The organism is Tateyamaria sp. GN1-10, assembly GCF_055693845.1.
The window spans coordinates 328,275-340,615 of record NZ_JBVFUR010000004.1 but is presented as its reverse complement, the minus strand read 5'-3'; the positions used below and the strand labels follow the sequence as shown (position 1 = coordinate 340,615).

At 57.6% G+C, this 12,341-nt stretch carries 9 protein-coding genes and 2 pseudogenes; 7 read left to right on the top strand and 4 right to left on the bottom strand.

Going from position 1 to position 12,341, the window contains the following annotated elements:
- The first annotated feature begins 44 nt into the window (after nucleotides 1–44).
- On the top strand, nucleotides 45–1,055 hold the full coding sequence (locus ACZ1HN_RS03525; protein ID WP_472726507.1) for a hypothetical protein: 1,011 nt from the start codon (nucleotides 45–47) through the stop codon (nucleotides 1,053–1,055).
- 21 nt (nucleotides 1,056–1,076) lie between these two features.
- Nucleotides 1,077–2,629 (top strand): annotated as a pseudogene (locus ACZ1HN_RS03520) (phosphate ABC transporter substrate-binding/OmpA family protein).
- On the opposite strand, the gene radC reads toward ACZ1HN_RS03520, so the two are convergent.
- From radC to dnaK, 3 genes and pseudogenes are all read right to left on the bottom strand, one after another.
- Nucleotides 2,626–3,375: a RadC family protein gene (gene radC, locus ACZ1HN_RS03515; protein ID WP_472726506.1), complete on the bottom strand. Its 750-nt coding sequence runs from the start codon at nucleotides 3,373–3,375 to the stop codon at nucleotides 2,626–2,628. The pseudogene ACZ1HN_RS03520 and the gene radC overlap by 4 nt on opposite strands.
- Before the next feature lie 175 nt (nucleotides 3,376–3,550).
- A pseudogene (gene dnaJ, locus ACZ1HN_RS03510) lies at nucleotides 3,551–4,737 on the bottom strand (molecular chaperone DnaJ).
- A gap of 78 nt (nucleotides 4,738–4,815) precedes the next feature.
- Entirely contained in the window at nucleotides 4,816–6,729 is a 1,914-nt protein-coding gene (dnaK, locus tag ACZ1HN_RS03505; protein ID WP_472726505.1) for a molecular chaperone DnaK, read from the bottom strand.
- Nucleotides 6,730–6,920: 191 nt separating this feature from the next.
- On the opposite strand from dnaK, the gene ACZ1HN_RS03500 reads away from it, so the two are divergent.
- On the top strand, nucleotides 6,921–7,520 hold the full coding sequence (locus ACZ1HN_RS03500) for an alpha-ketoglutarate-dependent dioxygenase AlkB family protein (protein WP_299770518.1): 600 nt from the start codon (nucleotides 6,921–6,923) through the stop codon (nucleotides 7,518–7,520).
- A 24-nt stretch (nucleotides 7,521–7,544) separates the two neighbouring features.
- Here ACZ1HN_RS03500 and ACZ1HN_RS03495 read toward each other — a convergent pair whose 3' ends face one another.
- Nucleotides 7,545–8,369: an ABC transporter permease gene (locus ACZ1HN_RS03495; RefSeq protein ID WP_299203159.1), complete on the bottom strand. Its 825-nt coding sequence runs from the start codon at nucleotides 8,367–8,369 to the stop codon at nucleotides 7,545–7,547.
- Between the two features lie 120 nt (nucleotides 8,370–8,489).
- Between ACZ1HN_RS03495 and cysQ the strand changes: the two genes are divergently transcribed.
- The 4 genes from cysQ to galU all read left to right on the top strand — a co-directional run bounded on the left by cysQ (nucleotide 8,490) and on the right by galU (nucleotide 12,332).
- Nucleotides 8,490–9,287 (top strand): 3'(2'),5'-bisphosphate nucleotidase CysQ, encoded by a 798-nt coding sequence (gene cysQ / locus ACZ1HN_RS03490; RefSeq protein ID WP_472726504.1) that lies wholly within the window; start codon nucleotides 8,490–8,492, stop codon nucleotides 9,285–9,287.
- Entirely contained in the window at nucleotides 9,287–10,087 is an 801-nt protein-coding gene (locus ACZ1HN_RS03485) for a 3-deoxy-manno-octulosonate cytidylyltransferase (RefSeq protein WP_472726503.1), read from the top strand. Before cysQ ends, ACZ1HN_RS03485 begins: the two co-directional genes overlap by 1 nt.
- Nucleotides 10,084–11,313 carry a glycosyltransferase family 2 protein gene (locus tag ACZ1HN_RS03480; protein ID WP_472726502.1) on the top strand — a complete coding sequence of 410 codons (1,230 nt, stop codon included), beginning with the start codon at nucleotides 10,084–10,086 and terminating at the stop codon, nucleotides 11,311–11,313. Before ACZ1HN_RS03485 ends, ACZ1HN_RS03480 begins: the two co-directional genes overlap by 4 nt.
- A gap of 125 nt (nucleotides 11,314–11,438) precedes the next feature.
- Complete coding sequence (gene galU, locus ACZ1HN_RS03475; RefSeq protein WP_299203152.1) at nucleotides 11,439–12,332, top strand: UTP--glucose-1-phosphate uridylyltransferase GalU; 894 nt, start codon at nucleotides 11,439–11,441, stop codon at nucleotides 12,330–12,332.
- Nucleotides 12,333–12,341 lie beyond the last annotated feature (9 nt).

Below are 12,341 nucleotides of genomic sequence, written 5' to 3'. Positions count from 1 at the left end.
TGCGAATCCCTTTCTTAACCAATCCGTGGGAAGGGAATGGGACGATGGGACGTACGAAAGAAATCGCGACCGGAGTCGCGACACTGGCAATCGCAGTCGGTATCGGTTTTGTCATGCAAAGCGGCGAGACCGCGCGCGAACGATATGGTACAGTTGCCCGACCGATAGCCCAGTCTTCAATCATTCCGACCGGCAAACAGCTGAGTAGCACCGCCAGTGCGGACATTCTTCTTGAGGTTCAAGAAATCGAGCTAACGTCTGCCAGTGATGCCGCTGCAACGCCAGTACCACGCGTGGACAGTCTCGTGCATCGTGTTTCGGCCCCTGCTACAGCAGAGTTGCTGGAAGGCGCTGATATCCTCCCTCAGGCTGAAGAGTGCAAAGTCATCGCAAATGCAGAGGTTGTGTCCGCTGCCATGGTCACCCTGAAACTGGACGCGCCATGTGCTGTCAATGAACGGCTGACGGTGCACCACAACGGCATGATGTTCAATGAAACAACCGATTCTGCCGGCAGACTGACTGTTACCGTCCCGGCATTGATCGAGCAGGCGGTTTTTATCCTCGCTTTGACCAACGGGGATGGTGCCGTCGCTCAAGCAACAGTGCCAGAGCTTGGACAGTACGAGCGCACGACCTTGCAATGGCGGGGGCGCGCTGGTTTTGAACTGCACGCACGCGAATTCGGTGCCGACTATGGGCAGGATGGCCATGTTTGGTCAGGTGTTGTTCAGAACACTGATGGCATGACTGACGGCAAGAACGGATACATCGTTCGCCTTGGCGACAGCCAGTCTGTGGAGCCGTTGATGGCCGAGGTTTATACCTTTCCGTCGGGAATGTCGGCACGGTCTGGAACGATTGACCTGACTGTTGAGGCCGAAGTGACCGCAGCGAACTGTGGACTAGAGGTTGAGGCGCAATCGCTGGAAATGATGACCGGCGGCAAGATGAAAACCCAGGATTTGACCCTGGCCGTACCCGGTTGTGACGCAGTTGGCAGTTTTCTGGTGTTGAACAATTTGGTTTCAGACATGAAAGTCGCCAGCAACTGACCGCAGCGACAAGGGCTTATCATGGCTTCGATACGTGCGGCGATTTTCGCCGCACTTTCTTTTGTGGAACCGTGCTTTTTGCACAGGACGTCACGCTCACGTCGCCCGATGGGCAAGTTGAACTCAGCGGGACGCTTCTGGGATTTGATGGCGAGTTCTACCGTATTGAAACTGTCTACGGCGAACTGACCGTCGATGGCTCCGGTGTGCTGTGCGATGGGCCCGCCTGCCCAAATCTGCAGGACTTTGTGGCCGAGATCAGCTTATCCGGTTCTTCCACCATGGGCGCTGTTCTGATGCCTGCCTTGATCGAAGGGTTCGCGCTGCGCAACAATTACGAGGCGGAGCGGGAAGAGATCGACGCGCGCAACTTTGTCTACGAGTTGGCAGATACAGAAACCGGTAAACCCGTTGCACGTTTCTTTTTCCACGTGTCCACCACGGACGAGGGTTTCGCAGACCTATTGGCCAACGATGCGGACATTGTCATGGCTTTGCGTGAAATTCGGCCTGACGAGCGCCAGCTTGCCCGGGATGCCGGGATGGGTGACATGACGCAGGCCAACCGCAGCCGCGTCCTGGCGCTGGATGCCATGGTGCCAATCGTTGCACCATCAAACCCTGTTGATCGTATCTCTCCCCAGGATCTGGCCGCTGTCTTTGCCGGGACGATCACGAACTGGGCGGACCTCGGTGGGGCAAACGCCCCCATATCATTGCACTTGCCGGGCGCTCGGACGGGGCTTGGCCAATCTGTCGAAGATGACGTTATGGGCCCCGCACGCTTCACCTTTGCCGAAGTGATCACGCGTCATGACCGTGGCTTGGATGTTTTGAGTGCTGTTCTGGCTGACCCATTTGCCATCGGCATCGCCAGCTATGCCGACACTGGTAACGCACGCGCACTTACGTTGACGGGCTCGTGCGGGTTTTCCCTGTCGGCGGGTCGGGAGACCATCAAGACAGAAGATTATCCGCTTACGGCACCAATGTTTCTGTATTTGCCTGCGAGGCGTTTGCCCAAGATTGGGCGGGAGTTTCTGGCTTTTACGCGCGGTCCATCCGCGCAAGTGGTCATTCGCCGCGTCGGGTTCGTCGATCAGGCACCAGAAGAGGTGTCGATCAACGATCAGGGCTATCGCTTTGCCAACGCTGTAACGTCCGCTGGCCCGGAGATATCGCTTGAGGAGCTACAGCGCATGGCGCGTACGTTCTATGGCATGTCACGCCTGACGACTTCTTTCCGGTTCGAGGCGGGGTCGGTGCGTTTGGACGCGCAGTCACGGTCAAATGTTCAACAACTGGCGCGGGCGATGGAGCAGGGCAAGTACGACGCGCGGCAGGTTTTGTTGGTTGGGTTCAGCGATGGAGACGGTCCCGCAACCGCAAATCGGGACATTGCCCTACGCCGCGCTGATGCGGTGCGCCGCGCTGTTATTGCGGCCGCTGAGACGGCAAATTTTGAGCGTATCCAATTGGGTGTTGATGCATTCGGAGAGGCGCTTCCGATGGCGTGCGACGACAGCGCATGGGGCCGAAAAGCCAACCGCCGGGTCGAGGTTTGGGTGCGCTAGAGGTACCCTTCCGACTTGAAGCTTAACTCGCGGCTTTTGCCGACAATCAGATGATCGTGCAGGGTGATGCCAAGGGCGGAACAGGCCATTTCTATCTTTGCTGTCATATCGATGTCTGATTGGCTGGGGGTGGGATCACCCGATGGGTGATTATGAACCAGGATCAGTGCGGATGCGTTCAGCTCCAGCGCCCGTTTGGCCACTTCGCGCGGATAGACGGGCACATGATCGACTGTGCCCTTGGCTTGCTCTTCATCGGCAATCAGTACGTTCTTGCGATCAAGGTAGAGGACGCGAAATTGTTCGGTCTCGCGGTGTGCCATGGTGGTGTGGCAGTAGTCGAGCAGGGCGTCCCAACTGGTGATTACCTGTCTGTTCAATACCTTGGAACGTGCCATCCTTTGTGCGGCTGCCTCGACAATCTTCAGCTCGCAGATCACCGCGTCACCTATGCCTTTGAAGCCGCGTAGCCGTTCAATAGGTGCCGTGACCACGCGATTGAAATCACCAAACTCTGCCATCAGGGCATGGGCGAGCGGTTTCACATCCTGCCGTGGGATGGCGCGGAACAGAACCAATTCAAGCATCTCGTAATCGGGTAGGGCGCCAGCGCCCCCATCCATGAACCTGGCGCGCAGACGCTTACGGTGGTCCGCCATATAGGATGGTGTACGGCCTTTGGTCAGTGGGACGGCTACGGCCTCGTCCAGATCGAAAGGTAGCGGCTGTTCAGCGAAATGCGACATATGTGCAGAATACCGCAAGTTAGGTTAGCGAGGGATTAACCAAGGCTCAGAAGTTGATGAGGAATCGCTAGTGGCGGATTGAAATCCGCCTTACACTTGCTCCCGTAACGCGGATCTTGATCCGCTATACAGGTTTATCTTCAATGCGCTGGAGAATAGGTTTTGTAAGGCGGAGTTAACTCCGCCTTACGTGAGGTGTTAGCCCTTCATCGAGATCCCAAAAGGATTTAACGGACGAAAAGAAACTGGACGACTCTGGGTTGTTCTCTTCCGAGAGTTCTTCGAATTCGCGCAGCAGCTCTTTTTGCCGGGCCGTCAGGTTGACCGGGGTTTCCACGGCCAGTTCGATGAACATGTCACCTGCACCGCCACCCCGCAGGGCAGGCATACCTTTGCTGCGCAGGCGCATCTGGCGACCCGATTGAGATCCAGATGGGATCTGTACTCGGCCACGGCCGCCATCGATGGTCGGAACCTCGATTGATCCACCCAGTGCGGCTGTACCCATGCTGACCGGCACGCGGCAGAACAGGTTGATGCCATCGCGCTCGAACAGCTTGTGATCGGCAACATCGATAAAGATGTAGAGATCGCCAGACGGACCGCCGCGCATCCCGGCTTCGCCTTCACCAGCCAATCGGATACGGGTGCCGGTTTCGACGCCTGCTGGGATGTTCACAGACAGGGACCGGTCCTTTTCGACCCGGCCCGCGCCCGAACAGACTTTGCAGGGATCCTTGATGATCTGGCCGAGGCCAGAGCATGTGGGGCAGGTGCGTTCGACGGTGAAGAACCCCTGTTGCGCGCGCACTTTGCCCATGCCGGAACATGTGGGACATGTCGTGGGTTCGGAACCCCCTTCGGCGCCGGTGCCCGAACAATTGTCGCATTGCACGGATGTGGGCACGTTGATGGTCTTCTGCATACCCGCAAATGCGTCTTCTAGCGACACACGCAGGTTATAGCGCAGGTCAGAGCCGCGGGCGGCACGCTGCCGTCCACCGCCTCCGCCACCGCGCTGGCCCCCATGAAGTCGCCGAACAGGTCGTCGAAAACATCGGAGAAAGCAGACCCGAAGTCGCCTTGCCCGCCGCCAAAACCACCGCCTGGCCGTCCGCCACCGCCGCCCATGCCACCCTCGAACGCGGCGTGGCCAAAGCGGTCATAGGCCGCTTTCTTGTCGGCGTCTTTCAGGACTTCATAGGCTTCGTTGGCTTCCTTGAACTGCGCTTCCGCGTTTGGGTTGTCCGCATTGCGGTCGGGATGCAATTCCTTGGCTTTCTTGCGATAGCCCTTTTTGATCTCGTCAGCGCTTGAGCCTTTGGAGACGCCAAGCACATCGTAATAGTCACGTTTTGCCATGGATTATGTCCTTTGCTGGAACGTCTGAGGCCGGCCTGTTGTGGCCGGCCTCGTGATTGGTTCCTCTGAGGCCCAAAATCAGGCGCGTTTGTTATCGTCGTCGAGGTCTTCGAATTCGGCGTCAACGATGTCGTCCTCGTCACCGCGCGGTTCGTCTGCCGCTTGCGGTTCGTCGTCGCCATCGTCCTGCGCCGCTTTGTAGATCGCTTCGCCCAGTTTCATGGCCGATTCGGTCACGTTCTGGATGCCCGATTTGATCTTGTCGGCATTTTCGGTTTCGAGCTCGTCCTTGAGCGCGGCAATGGCCAGTTCGATCGCTTCGACCGTGGTCGGGTCGACCTTGTCCGCATGCTCTTCCAGCGACTTTTCGGTCGAGTGGATGAGGCTTTCGGCCTGGTTCTTCGCCTCGATCAGTTCGCGACGTTCCTTGTCCGCCTCGGCATTGTCCTCGGCGTCCTTGACCATCTGTTCGATGTCCTCGTCGGACAAACCGCCGGAGGCTTGGATCGTGATCTGCTGCTCCTTGCCGGTGCCCTTGTCCTTGGCGCCCACTGACACGATGCCGTTGGCGTCGATGTCAAAGGTCACTTCGATCTGCGGCATGCCGCGCGGTGCAGGCGGGATGTTTTCCAGGTTGAAGTTGCCCAGGATCTTGTTGTCCGACGCCATTTCGCGTTCACCTTGGAAAACCCGAATGGTGACAGCGTTCTGGTTGTCTTCTGCCGTTGAGAAGATTTGCGATTTCTTCGTTGGGATCGTGGTGTTGCGATCGATCAGGCGCGTGAACACGCCACCCAATGTTTCGATCCCCATCGACAACGGGGTCACGTCGAGAAGTACGACATCTTTGACGTCGCCTTGCAGAACACCGGCCTGAATGGCAGCGCCCATGGCAACCACTTCGTCAGGGTTCACACCCTTGTGGGGTTCCTTGCCAAAGAACTTGGTCACTTCTTCGATCACTTTGGGCATGCGGGTCATACCGCCAACCAGAACAACCTCGTCAATGTCGGAAGCCGAGAGGCCTGCGTCTTTCAACGCTGCGGCACAGGGCTTCATCGACGCCTTGATAAGGTCACCCACCAGGCTTTCCAGCTTGGCGCGCGTCAGCTTCATTACCATGTGCAGCGGCTGACCGTTCGATCCCATCGAGATGAAGGGCTGGTTGATTTCGGTTTGGCTGGAGGAGGACAGTTCAATCTTGGCCTTCTCTGCCGCTTCCTTCAGGCGTTGCAGCGCCATCTTGTCAGCGGTCAGGTCGACCGAGTGCTCTTTTTTGAACTCGCCCGCCAGGTAGTTGACGATCCGCATGTCAAAGTCTTCACCACCAAGGAACGTGTCACCGTTGGTGGATTTAACCTCGAACAGTCCTTCGTCGATCTCGAGGATGGTTACGTCAAACGTACCACCACCAAGGTCATAGACCGCAATGGTTTGGCTGTCTTCTTTGTCGAGGCCATAGGCCAGCGCGGCCGCTGTTGGTTCGTTGATGATCCGCAGCACTTCGAGGCCGGCAATCTTGCCGGCGTCCTTCGTCGCCTGGCGCTGAGCGTCGTTGAAGTAGGCGGGAACGGTGATGACCGCTTGGGTCACGTCTTCGCCAAGGTAGCTCTCGGCTGTCTCTTTCATCTTGCCCAGGATGAAGGCAGAGATCTGGCTCGGCGAGTATTTTTCGCCGCGTGCTTCGACCCATGCGTCGCCATTGCCGCCGTCAATCACGGCGAAGGGCAGGTTTTTCTTGTCCTTGGCCAGATCCGCATCGTCATTGCGGCGGCCAATCAGGCGTTTGACGCCAAAGATAGTGTTGTCCGGGTTGGTGACGGCCTGACGCTTGGCTGGTTGGCCCACGAGCCGTTCGTTTTCCGTAAAGGCAACGATGGACGGGGTTGTCCGTGCGCCTTCTGCATTTTCAATCACCCGGGGCTGGCTGCCATCCATGATGGCGATGCAGCTGTTTGTTGTCCCAAGGTCAATACCGATGACTTTAGCCATGTTTTCGATCCCTCATATCAGTTCAAGGCGATGACACGAGGCGACGACCCGTTTTGGCATCGACGCCCCGCATAGGTTTGCGCACGATTTCGTGCGCGCTGCGGCGTATATAAGGAGGGTGAATAGACGCTGCAACCGTTCTAACGGGCCTCAAAACGGCAAAATTGCACATAACTGAAGGGGGCTGGGCCATGCACGTCATCGTGCGGGGATTTGATATTCACAAGGCGTATCTGGATCCGACTCAGCAAGTAGGCCTGGTTGACGATATTCGGCGTGTTGCCGAGGCGGCGCCGATGTTCTCGCCCGAGACCCCGTACGGCAAGCCGATGTCGGTGCGCATGACCTCTGCCGGGGCAGTCGGGTGGTATGCGGATCATTCCGGTTATCGCTATGCCCCCAAGCACCCAAATGGTGTGGATTGGCCGCCGATCCCAGATGCCGTTCTGGAATTGTGGCATGACATGACCGGATTGGAACGCGCGCCTGATTGTTGCCTGATCAACTACTACGGAGAAGGCGCGCGCATGGGGATGCATCAGGACAAGGACGAGGCAAATTTCAAGTGGCCGGTTTTGTCCGTATCCTTGGGAGATGCCGGGCTGTTCCGAATCGGAAACACGACGCGCGGCGGAAAGACCGAGTCGCTTTGGCTTGAAAGCGGAGATGTCGTGCTGATGGGTGATGAAGCGCGACTGACCTATCACGGTGTGGACCGGATCAGGTTTGGGTCCTCATCATTGCTGCCCAAGGGTGGGCGTATCAACCTGACATGCCGTGTCGTGTTTTGACGGCTGTGGCCACCAGCGTGGTGGTCAGCGCCGCGCGTTCCAACTGATCGATGCATGGCGGCGGGTATAGAACTCGCCCATAAGACCAATCATGATCAGGACAACACCCACCCACCATGCGTATTCCCAACTGGAATAGCGCGGGTTGTAGTTGATGAATGTGTAGCCGCGCGACTGATCAATCACGTGAAAAAGTGGGTTCCAGTCAAACATCGCAAGCATGAACCCAGGCAATGTGTTGGCGACAAACATCTTACCCGACGCGATCATGTTTGCCCGCTGATAAACCTGGGTGAAAATGGACACGAAGGTTGGAAACCATGGCTTGATGGCCAAAAGCACCAGTCCCAATGCGCAACCGGTGAACCACGCCAGCAGCAGCATCCCAAACGCCTGGAAAGGCTGGTCGATTTCGACAGGTGTGAAAGCCACATGGTAGACGAACAAGATCATAAACAGCGACAGAACCTGTACATACAGCGCGCCCAGTGCGGCCGAACAGATGGACACGATGGTGTTCATCGGCGCGTGTTGCATCATGGGGCTGGCGGGTCCTTCGGCACCGGTGACCGCGCCCAATGATTTTACATGTGTCATGTACAGGAAGATTCCCGTCATGATGTAGAGCAGGAAGTCGCCTCGGATTGCTGCGCCCCGCAGGCCCAAAACCGAGAACATGACATAGAACGCCATCACGAAAATCACCGCCTGCAGCATGTTCATTGCAATGGCTAGAAAGGCGTTGTTGTGGGTCTTGCGCACATTGCGCACGATCGAGTGATAGATCACCTCGAACATCGCCAAGGCACTTCCCATCCCTGACTGCGGTTTGCGCGTTGATTGAAACATGAGCGGTTTTTGCCTCGTATGCCGCGATGGTCGCAGGGAATTCTTGCCGTTCCGTTATCGCCGCATCATAAGGGCCGCGCAGGCAGTTTTCAACAAATGCCCAGCCAAGGAGGCTATTTGATGACGTACGAAGAATTGCTCCCCGTGATCCGCAAGCTCGCCTTGGAAGCGGGCGACAAGATCATGGAGATTTATGGCGCCGACGACTTCGATGTGAAAGTCAAATCAGATGACAGCCCAGTGACCGAAGCGGATGAAGCTGCGGATGCACTGATTTCGGCTGGCCTCCGCGCCGCGTTTCCTGACGTCATGCTGGTGACCGAAGAACAGTCGGCCACCCATGACACGACTGGAAAGACTTTCCTGATTGTTGACCCGCTCGACGGGACCAAGGAATTTGTGCACCGCCGTGGAGACTTCACGGTGAACATCGCCCTTGTCGAAGATGGCGTGCCAACCCGCGGCGTTGTCTACGCTCCGGCCAAGGGTCGCATGTTCTATACTCAAGCAGATGGGAAAACGGTGGAAGAAACCGGCGCACTCGATAAAGACACAGTCGGCGCGGTTACCCCGTTATCTGTTGCCAACAGTGACAACAGCGCCTTGATGGTGGTTGCATCGAAGTCACACCGCGATCAGGCGACAGACGACTACATCAACAAATACGCGGTCAAAGACATGAAAAGCGCGGGGTCGTCTCTGAAATTCTGCCTTGTGGCGACCGGGGAAGCCGACATCTACCCCCGCGTCGGTCGCACGATGGAATGGGACACTGCGGCTGGCCACGCTGTGCTGGCCGGTGCCGGTGGCAAGGTTGTCCGTTTCGACGATCACAGCCCGCTGGTCTACGGCAAGGAAGGCTATGCCAATCCGTTCTTTATCGCCTATGCGCCCGCTGTTGATCTAAAGTCGGCCTAATGTCTGTCCTGATCGTTATCCCGGCGCGCTATGCGTCGTCCCGTTATCCGGGCAAGCCGCTGGTGCCGTTGACCGGCGCAACCGGTCAGTCGCAAACGCTGATTGAACGCAGCTGGCGCGCGGCTTTGGCTGTGGATGGCGTCGACCGTGTTGTCGTCGCGACGGATGACGATCGGATAAAAGAGGCGTCAGAGGCTTTTGGAGCCGAGGTCGTGATGACCTCGGACACCTGTGGCAACGGCACCGAGCGCTGTGCCGAAGCGCACCAGGCGCTGGGCGCTGGGTACGAGATTGTGGTCAACTTGCAAGGGGACGCGCCCCTGACCCCGGCCTGGTTCATCGAGGGGTTGGTGGCTGGACTGCGCGCAGCGCCTGATGCCGAGATTGCCACACCGGTGCTGCGTTGCGACGGAGCGACCTTGCGCGGTTTTCTCGAAGATCGAAGGGCCGGCCGTGTTGGCGGCACGACCGCGGTTTTTGGCGTGGCTGGTCAGGCGATGTATTTCTCCAAAGAGGTGATCCCTTACACGAATGACACCTATGCGGATGATGCGGATACGCCCGTGTTCCATCACGTTGGCGTTTACGCCTACCGACCCGATGCCTTGGCTGCCTATCCGACGTGGCCCGTGGGCCCATTGGAGACACTGGAAGGGCTGGAACAGCTGCGCTTTCTTGAAAACGGACGTCAGGTTCTGTGTGTCGAAGTTGAGGCGCGAGGCCGTCAGTTCTGGGAGTTGAACAACCCCGCCGATGTTCCCCGGATCGAAGCAATGATGGCAGAAATGGGAGTGGTATGACGCAACCGGCGGTCAGTGTTGTGGTGGTAAGCCGCGACCGGCCGACCGCGCTGACATGGTGCCTGACCGGGTTGTCTCAACTTCAGTATCCGGCATTCGAGGTCGTGGTTGTTGCGGACCCAGCCGGTTGTAGTGCGGTGCGGGCGGGACCATTTGCCGATCAAGTCAAGCTGGTGGAATTTGACCGGCCAAACATTTCCGAAGCGCGTAACCTTGGTATCAGCCATGCGGCAGGCGACATCGTGGCGTTCATCGATGACGATGCCGTGCCTGAGCCAAGCTGGCTTCACCAGCTCGTTGCACCAGCAGACCGACAGCACGTTGCGGCAGTTGGAGGCTTTGTTCGGGGGCGGAATGGTATCTCTTGGCAATGGCAGGCGCGTACCGTGGACACGATGGGTGCCGCACAGCCGTTGGACGTCAGCCCGAACCGGGCGACCCTTTTGACACCCAAGGGACGGCGCGCAACCAAGACCGAAGGCACGAACATGGCCGTGCGCCGTGACGTGTTAGTGACGCTGGAGGGGTTCGATCCCGGTTTTGCATTCTATCTTGATGAAACCGATCTGAACTTGCGTTTGGCTCGTGGCGGGTATGCAACGGCCATCGTGCCGATGGCAGAAGTGCATCATGGGTTCGCGGCAAGCCCGCGCAGGCGTCAGGATCGTGTTCCACGCGACCTTTTTGATATCGGGTCAAGTTGGGCGGTTTTTCAGCGCAAATACCTCTCTGAACACCAGCGCCGAGACCATTGGCGTGCCATCCGAAGCAGCGAGCGCAGGCGGGTGTTGACCCATATGGTTGCCGGGCGGCTGTTGCCTCGCGATGTGCGCCATCTGCTTTCGCGTCTGGACAAGGGCTATAGTCAGGGGTTGATGCGTCAGCGCGGCGGCGCGCAAGTCTCACGCAGTCCGATCTCTGCGTTCAAGCCCTTTCCGTGGCAACGACGAACATCCGTCGTGCTGGCCGGGCGGAGCTGGCAGCGCGAACGTCTTCGCACCGAGGCAGCAAGGCGCGTAGAGCAGGGCGAAATTGTATCGCTTTTTTTGTTCTCACCGACTACGCTACGGCATCGCGTGCGCTTTGATCCTGCTGGATTCTGGGAACAAAGTGGTGGCCTGTTCGGCAAATCAAACCGCAACGCGCCGGTGTTTCGAATGTTCAGTTTTGGCGAACGTGTCGCAGCAGAAACAAGTCGCATCGGCAAACAGCGGCTGATTGATTAGCGAATTTTGGCGCGTCTGGGCAACACTTAGCCTGTGCTGACCGGGATTAGGGAATTGGACATTCGTTTGACGCAGTTTAGTAGTAATCACATTAATAATTCGTGTTTTGTAAGCAGAGGGTGACTATGCGCAAAAAGGTGACCAAGGCGATCTTTCCGGTTGCGGGTTTGGGAACGCGATTCCTGCCAGCAACAAAATCGGTGCCAAAGGAAATCATGACACTCGTTGACCGCCCGTTGATCCAGTACGCGATTGATGAAGCGCGTGCCGCCGGGATCAAGGAGTTCATTTTTGTCACCTCGCGCGGCAAAGGGGCGCTCGAAGACTACTTTGACCACGCGCCTACACTCGAACAGGAGCTGCGCAAAAAGGGCAAAGACCAGCTTCTTGAGACCCTCAAGGACACCAATATGGAAAGCGGGGCAATTGCCTATATCCGCCAGCACAAGGCGCTTGGCCTTGGGCACGCCGTATGGTGCGCACGCCGCTTGATCGCGAACGAACCCTTTGCTGTGATCCTGCCGGATGACGTGATTGCTGCGGACACGCCTTGTCTGCAACAGATGGTGGAAGCTTACAACGAAACCGGCGGCAACATCGTGGCCGCCATGGAAGTTCCGCCTGAGCGTGCGTCCTCTTACGGTGTGCTCGACATCAAGAACGATATGGGCCATCTGGTCGAAGCCAAAGGTATGGTCGAAAAACCCCCGGCAGGCGAAGCACCCTCGAACCTGGCCGTGATCGGACGCTACATCCTGACCACCAAGGTTCTTCGATCGCTCAACCAGATGAAGTCGGGCGCGGGCGGGGAAATCCAGCTGACGGATGCAATTGCCAGTGAAATTGGCGGTGAGGATGGCGTGTACGGCTTCCGTTTCCGCGGTCAGCGCTTCGATTGTGGATCCAAATCCGGTTTCCTGCAGGCGACCGTTGCCTTTGGTCTGGCGCGGGATGAATTGCGGGATGACCTACTTGGCTATATTCGTGATGTTGTCCAAATGGACAAAGCTGCCGAGTAACTCAGGACT

What these genes read in the sequence shown, in the direction of transcription:
- galU (WP_299203152.1), top strand. Translation starts at nt 11,439, where the DNA reads ATGCGCAAAAAGGTGACCAAGGCGATCTTTCCGGTTGCGGGTTTGGGA.
- radC (WP_472726506.1), bottom strand. Translation starts at nt 3,375, where the DNA reads ATGTCGCATTTCGCTGAACAGCCGCTACCTTTCGATCTGGACGAGGCC.
- ACZ1HN_RS03480 (WP_472726502.1), top strand. Translation starts at nt 10,084, where the DNA reads ATGACGCAACCGGCGGTCAGTGTTGTGGTGGTAAGCCGCGACCGGCCG.
- ACZ1HN_RS03525 (WP_472726507.1), top strand. Translation starts at nt 45, where the DNA reads ATGGGACGTACGAAAGAAATCGCGACCGGAGTCGCGACACTGGCAATC.
- cysQ (WP_472726504.1), top strand. Translation starts at nt 8,490, where the DNA reads ATGACGTACGAAGAATTGCTCCCCGTGATCCGCAAGCTCGCCTTGGAA.
- ACZ1HN_RS03500 (WP_299770518.1), top strand. Translation starts at nt 6,921, where the DNA reads ATGCACGTCATCGTGCGGGGATTTGATATTCACAAGGCGTATCTGGAT.
- ACZ1HN_RS03495 (WP_299203159.1), bottom strand. Translation starts at nt 8,369, where the DNA reads ATGTTTCAATCAACGCGCAAACCGCAGTCAGGGATGGGAAGTGCCTTG.
- ACZ1HN_RS03485 (WP_472726503.1), top strand. Translation starts at nt 9,287, where the DNA reads ATGTCTGTCCTGATCGTTATCCCGGCGCGCTATGCGTCGTCCCGTTAT.
- dnaK (WP_472726505.1), bottom strand. Translation starts at nt 6,729, where the DNA reads ATGGCTAAAGTCATCGGTATTGACCTTGGGACAACAAACAGCTGCATC.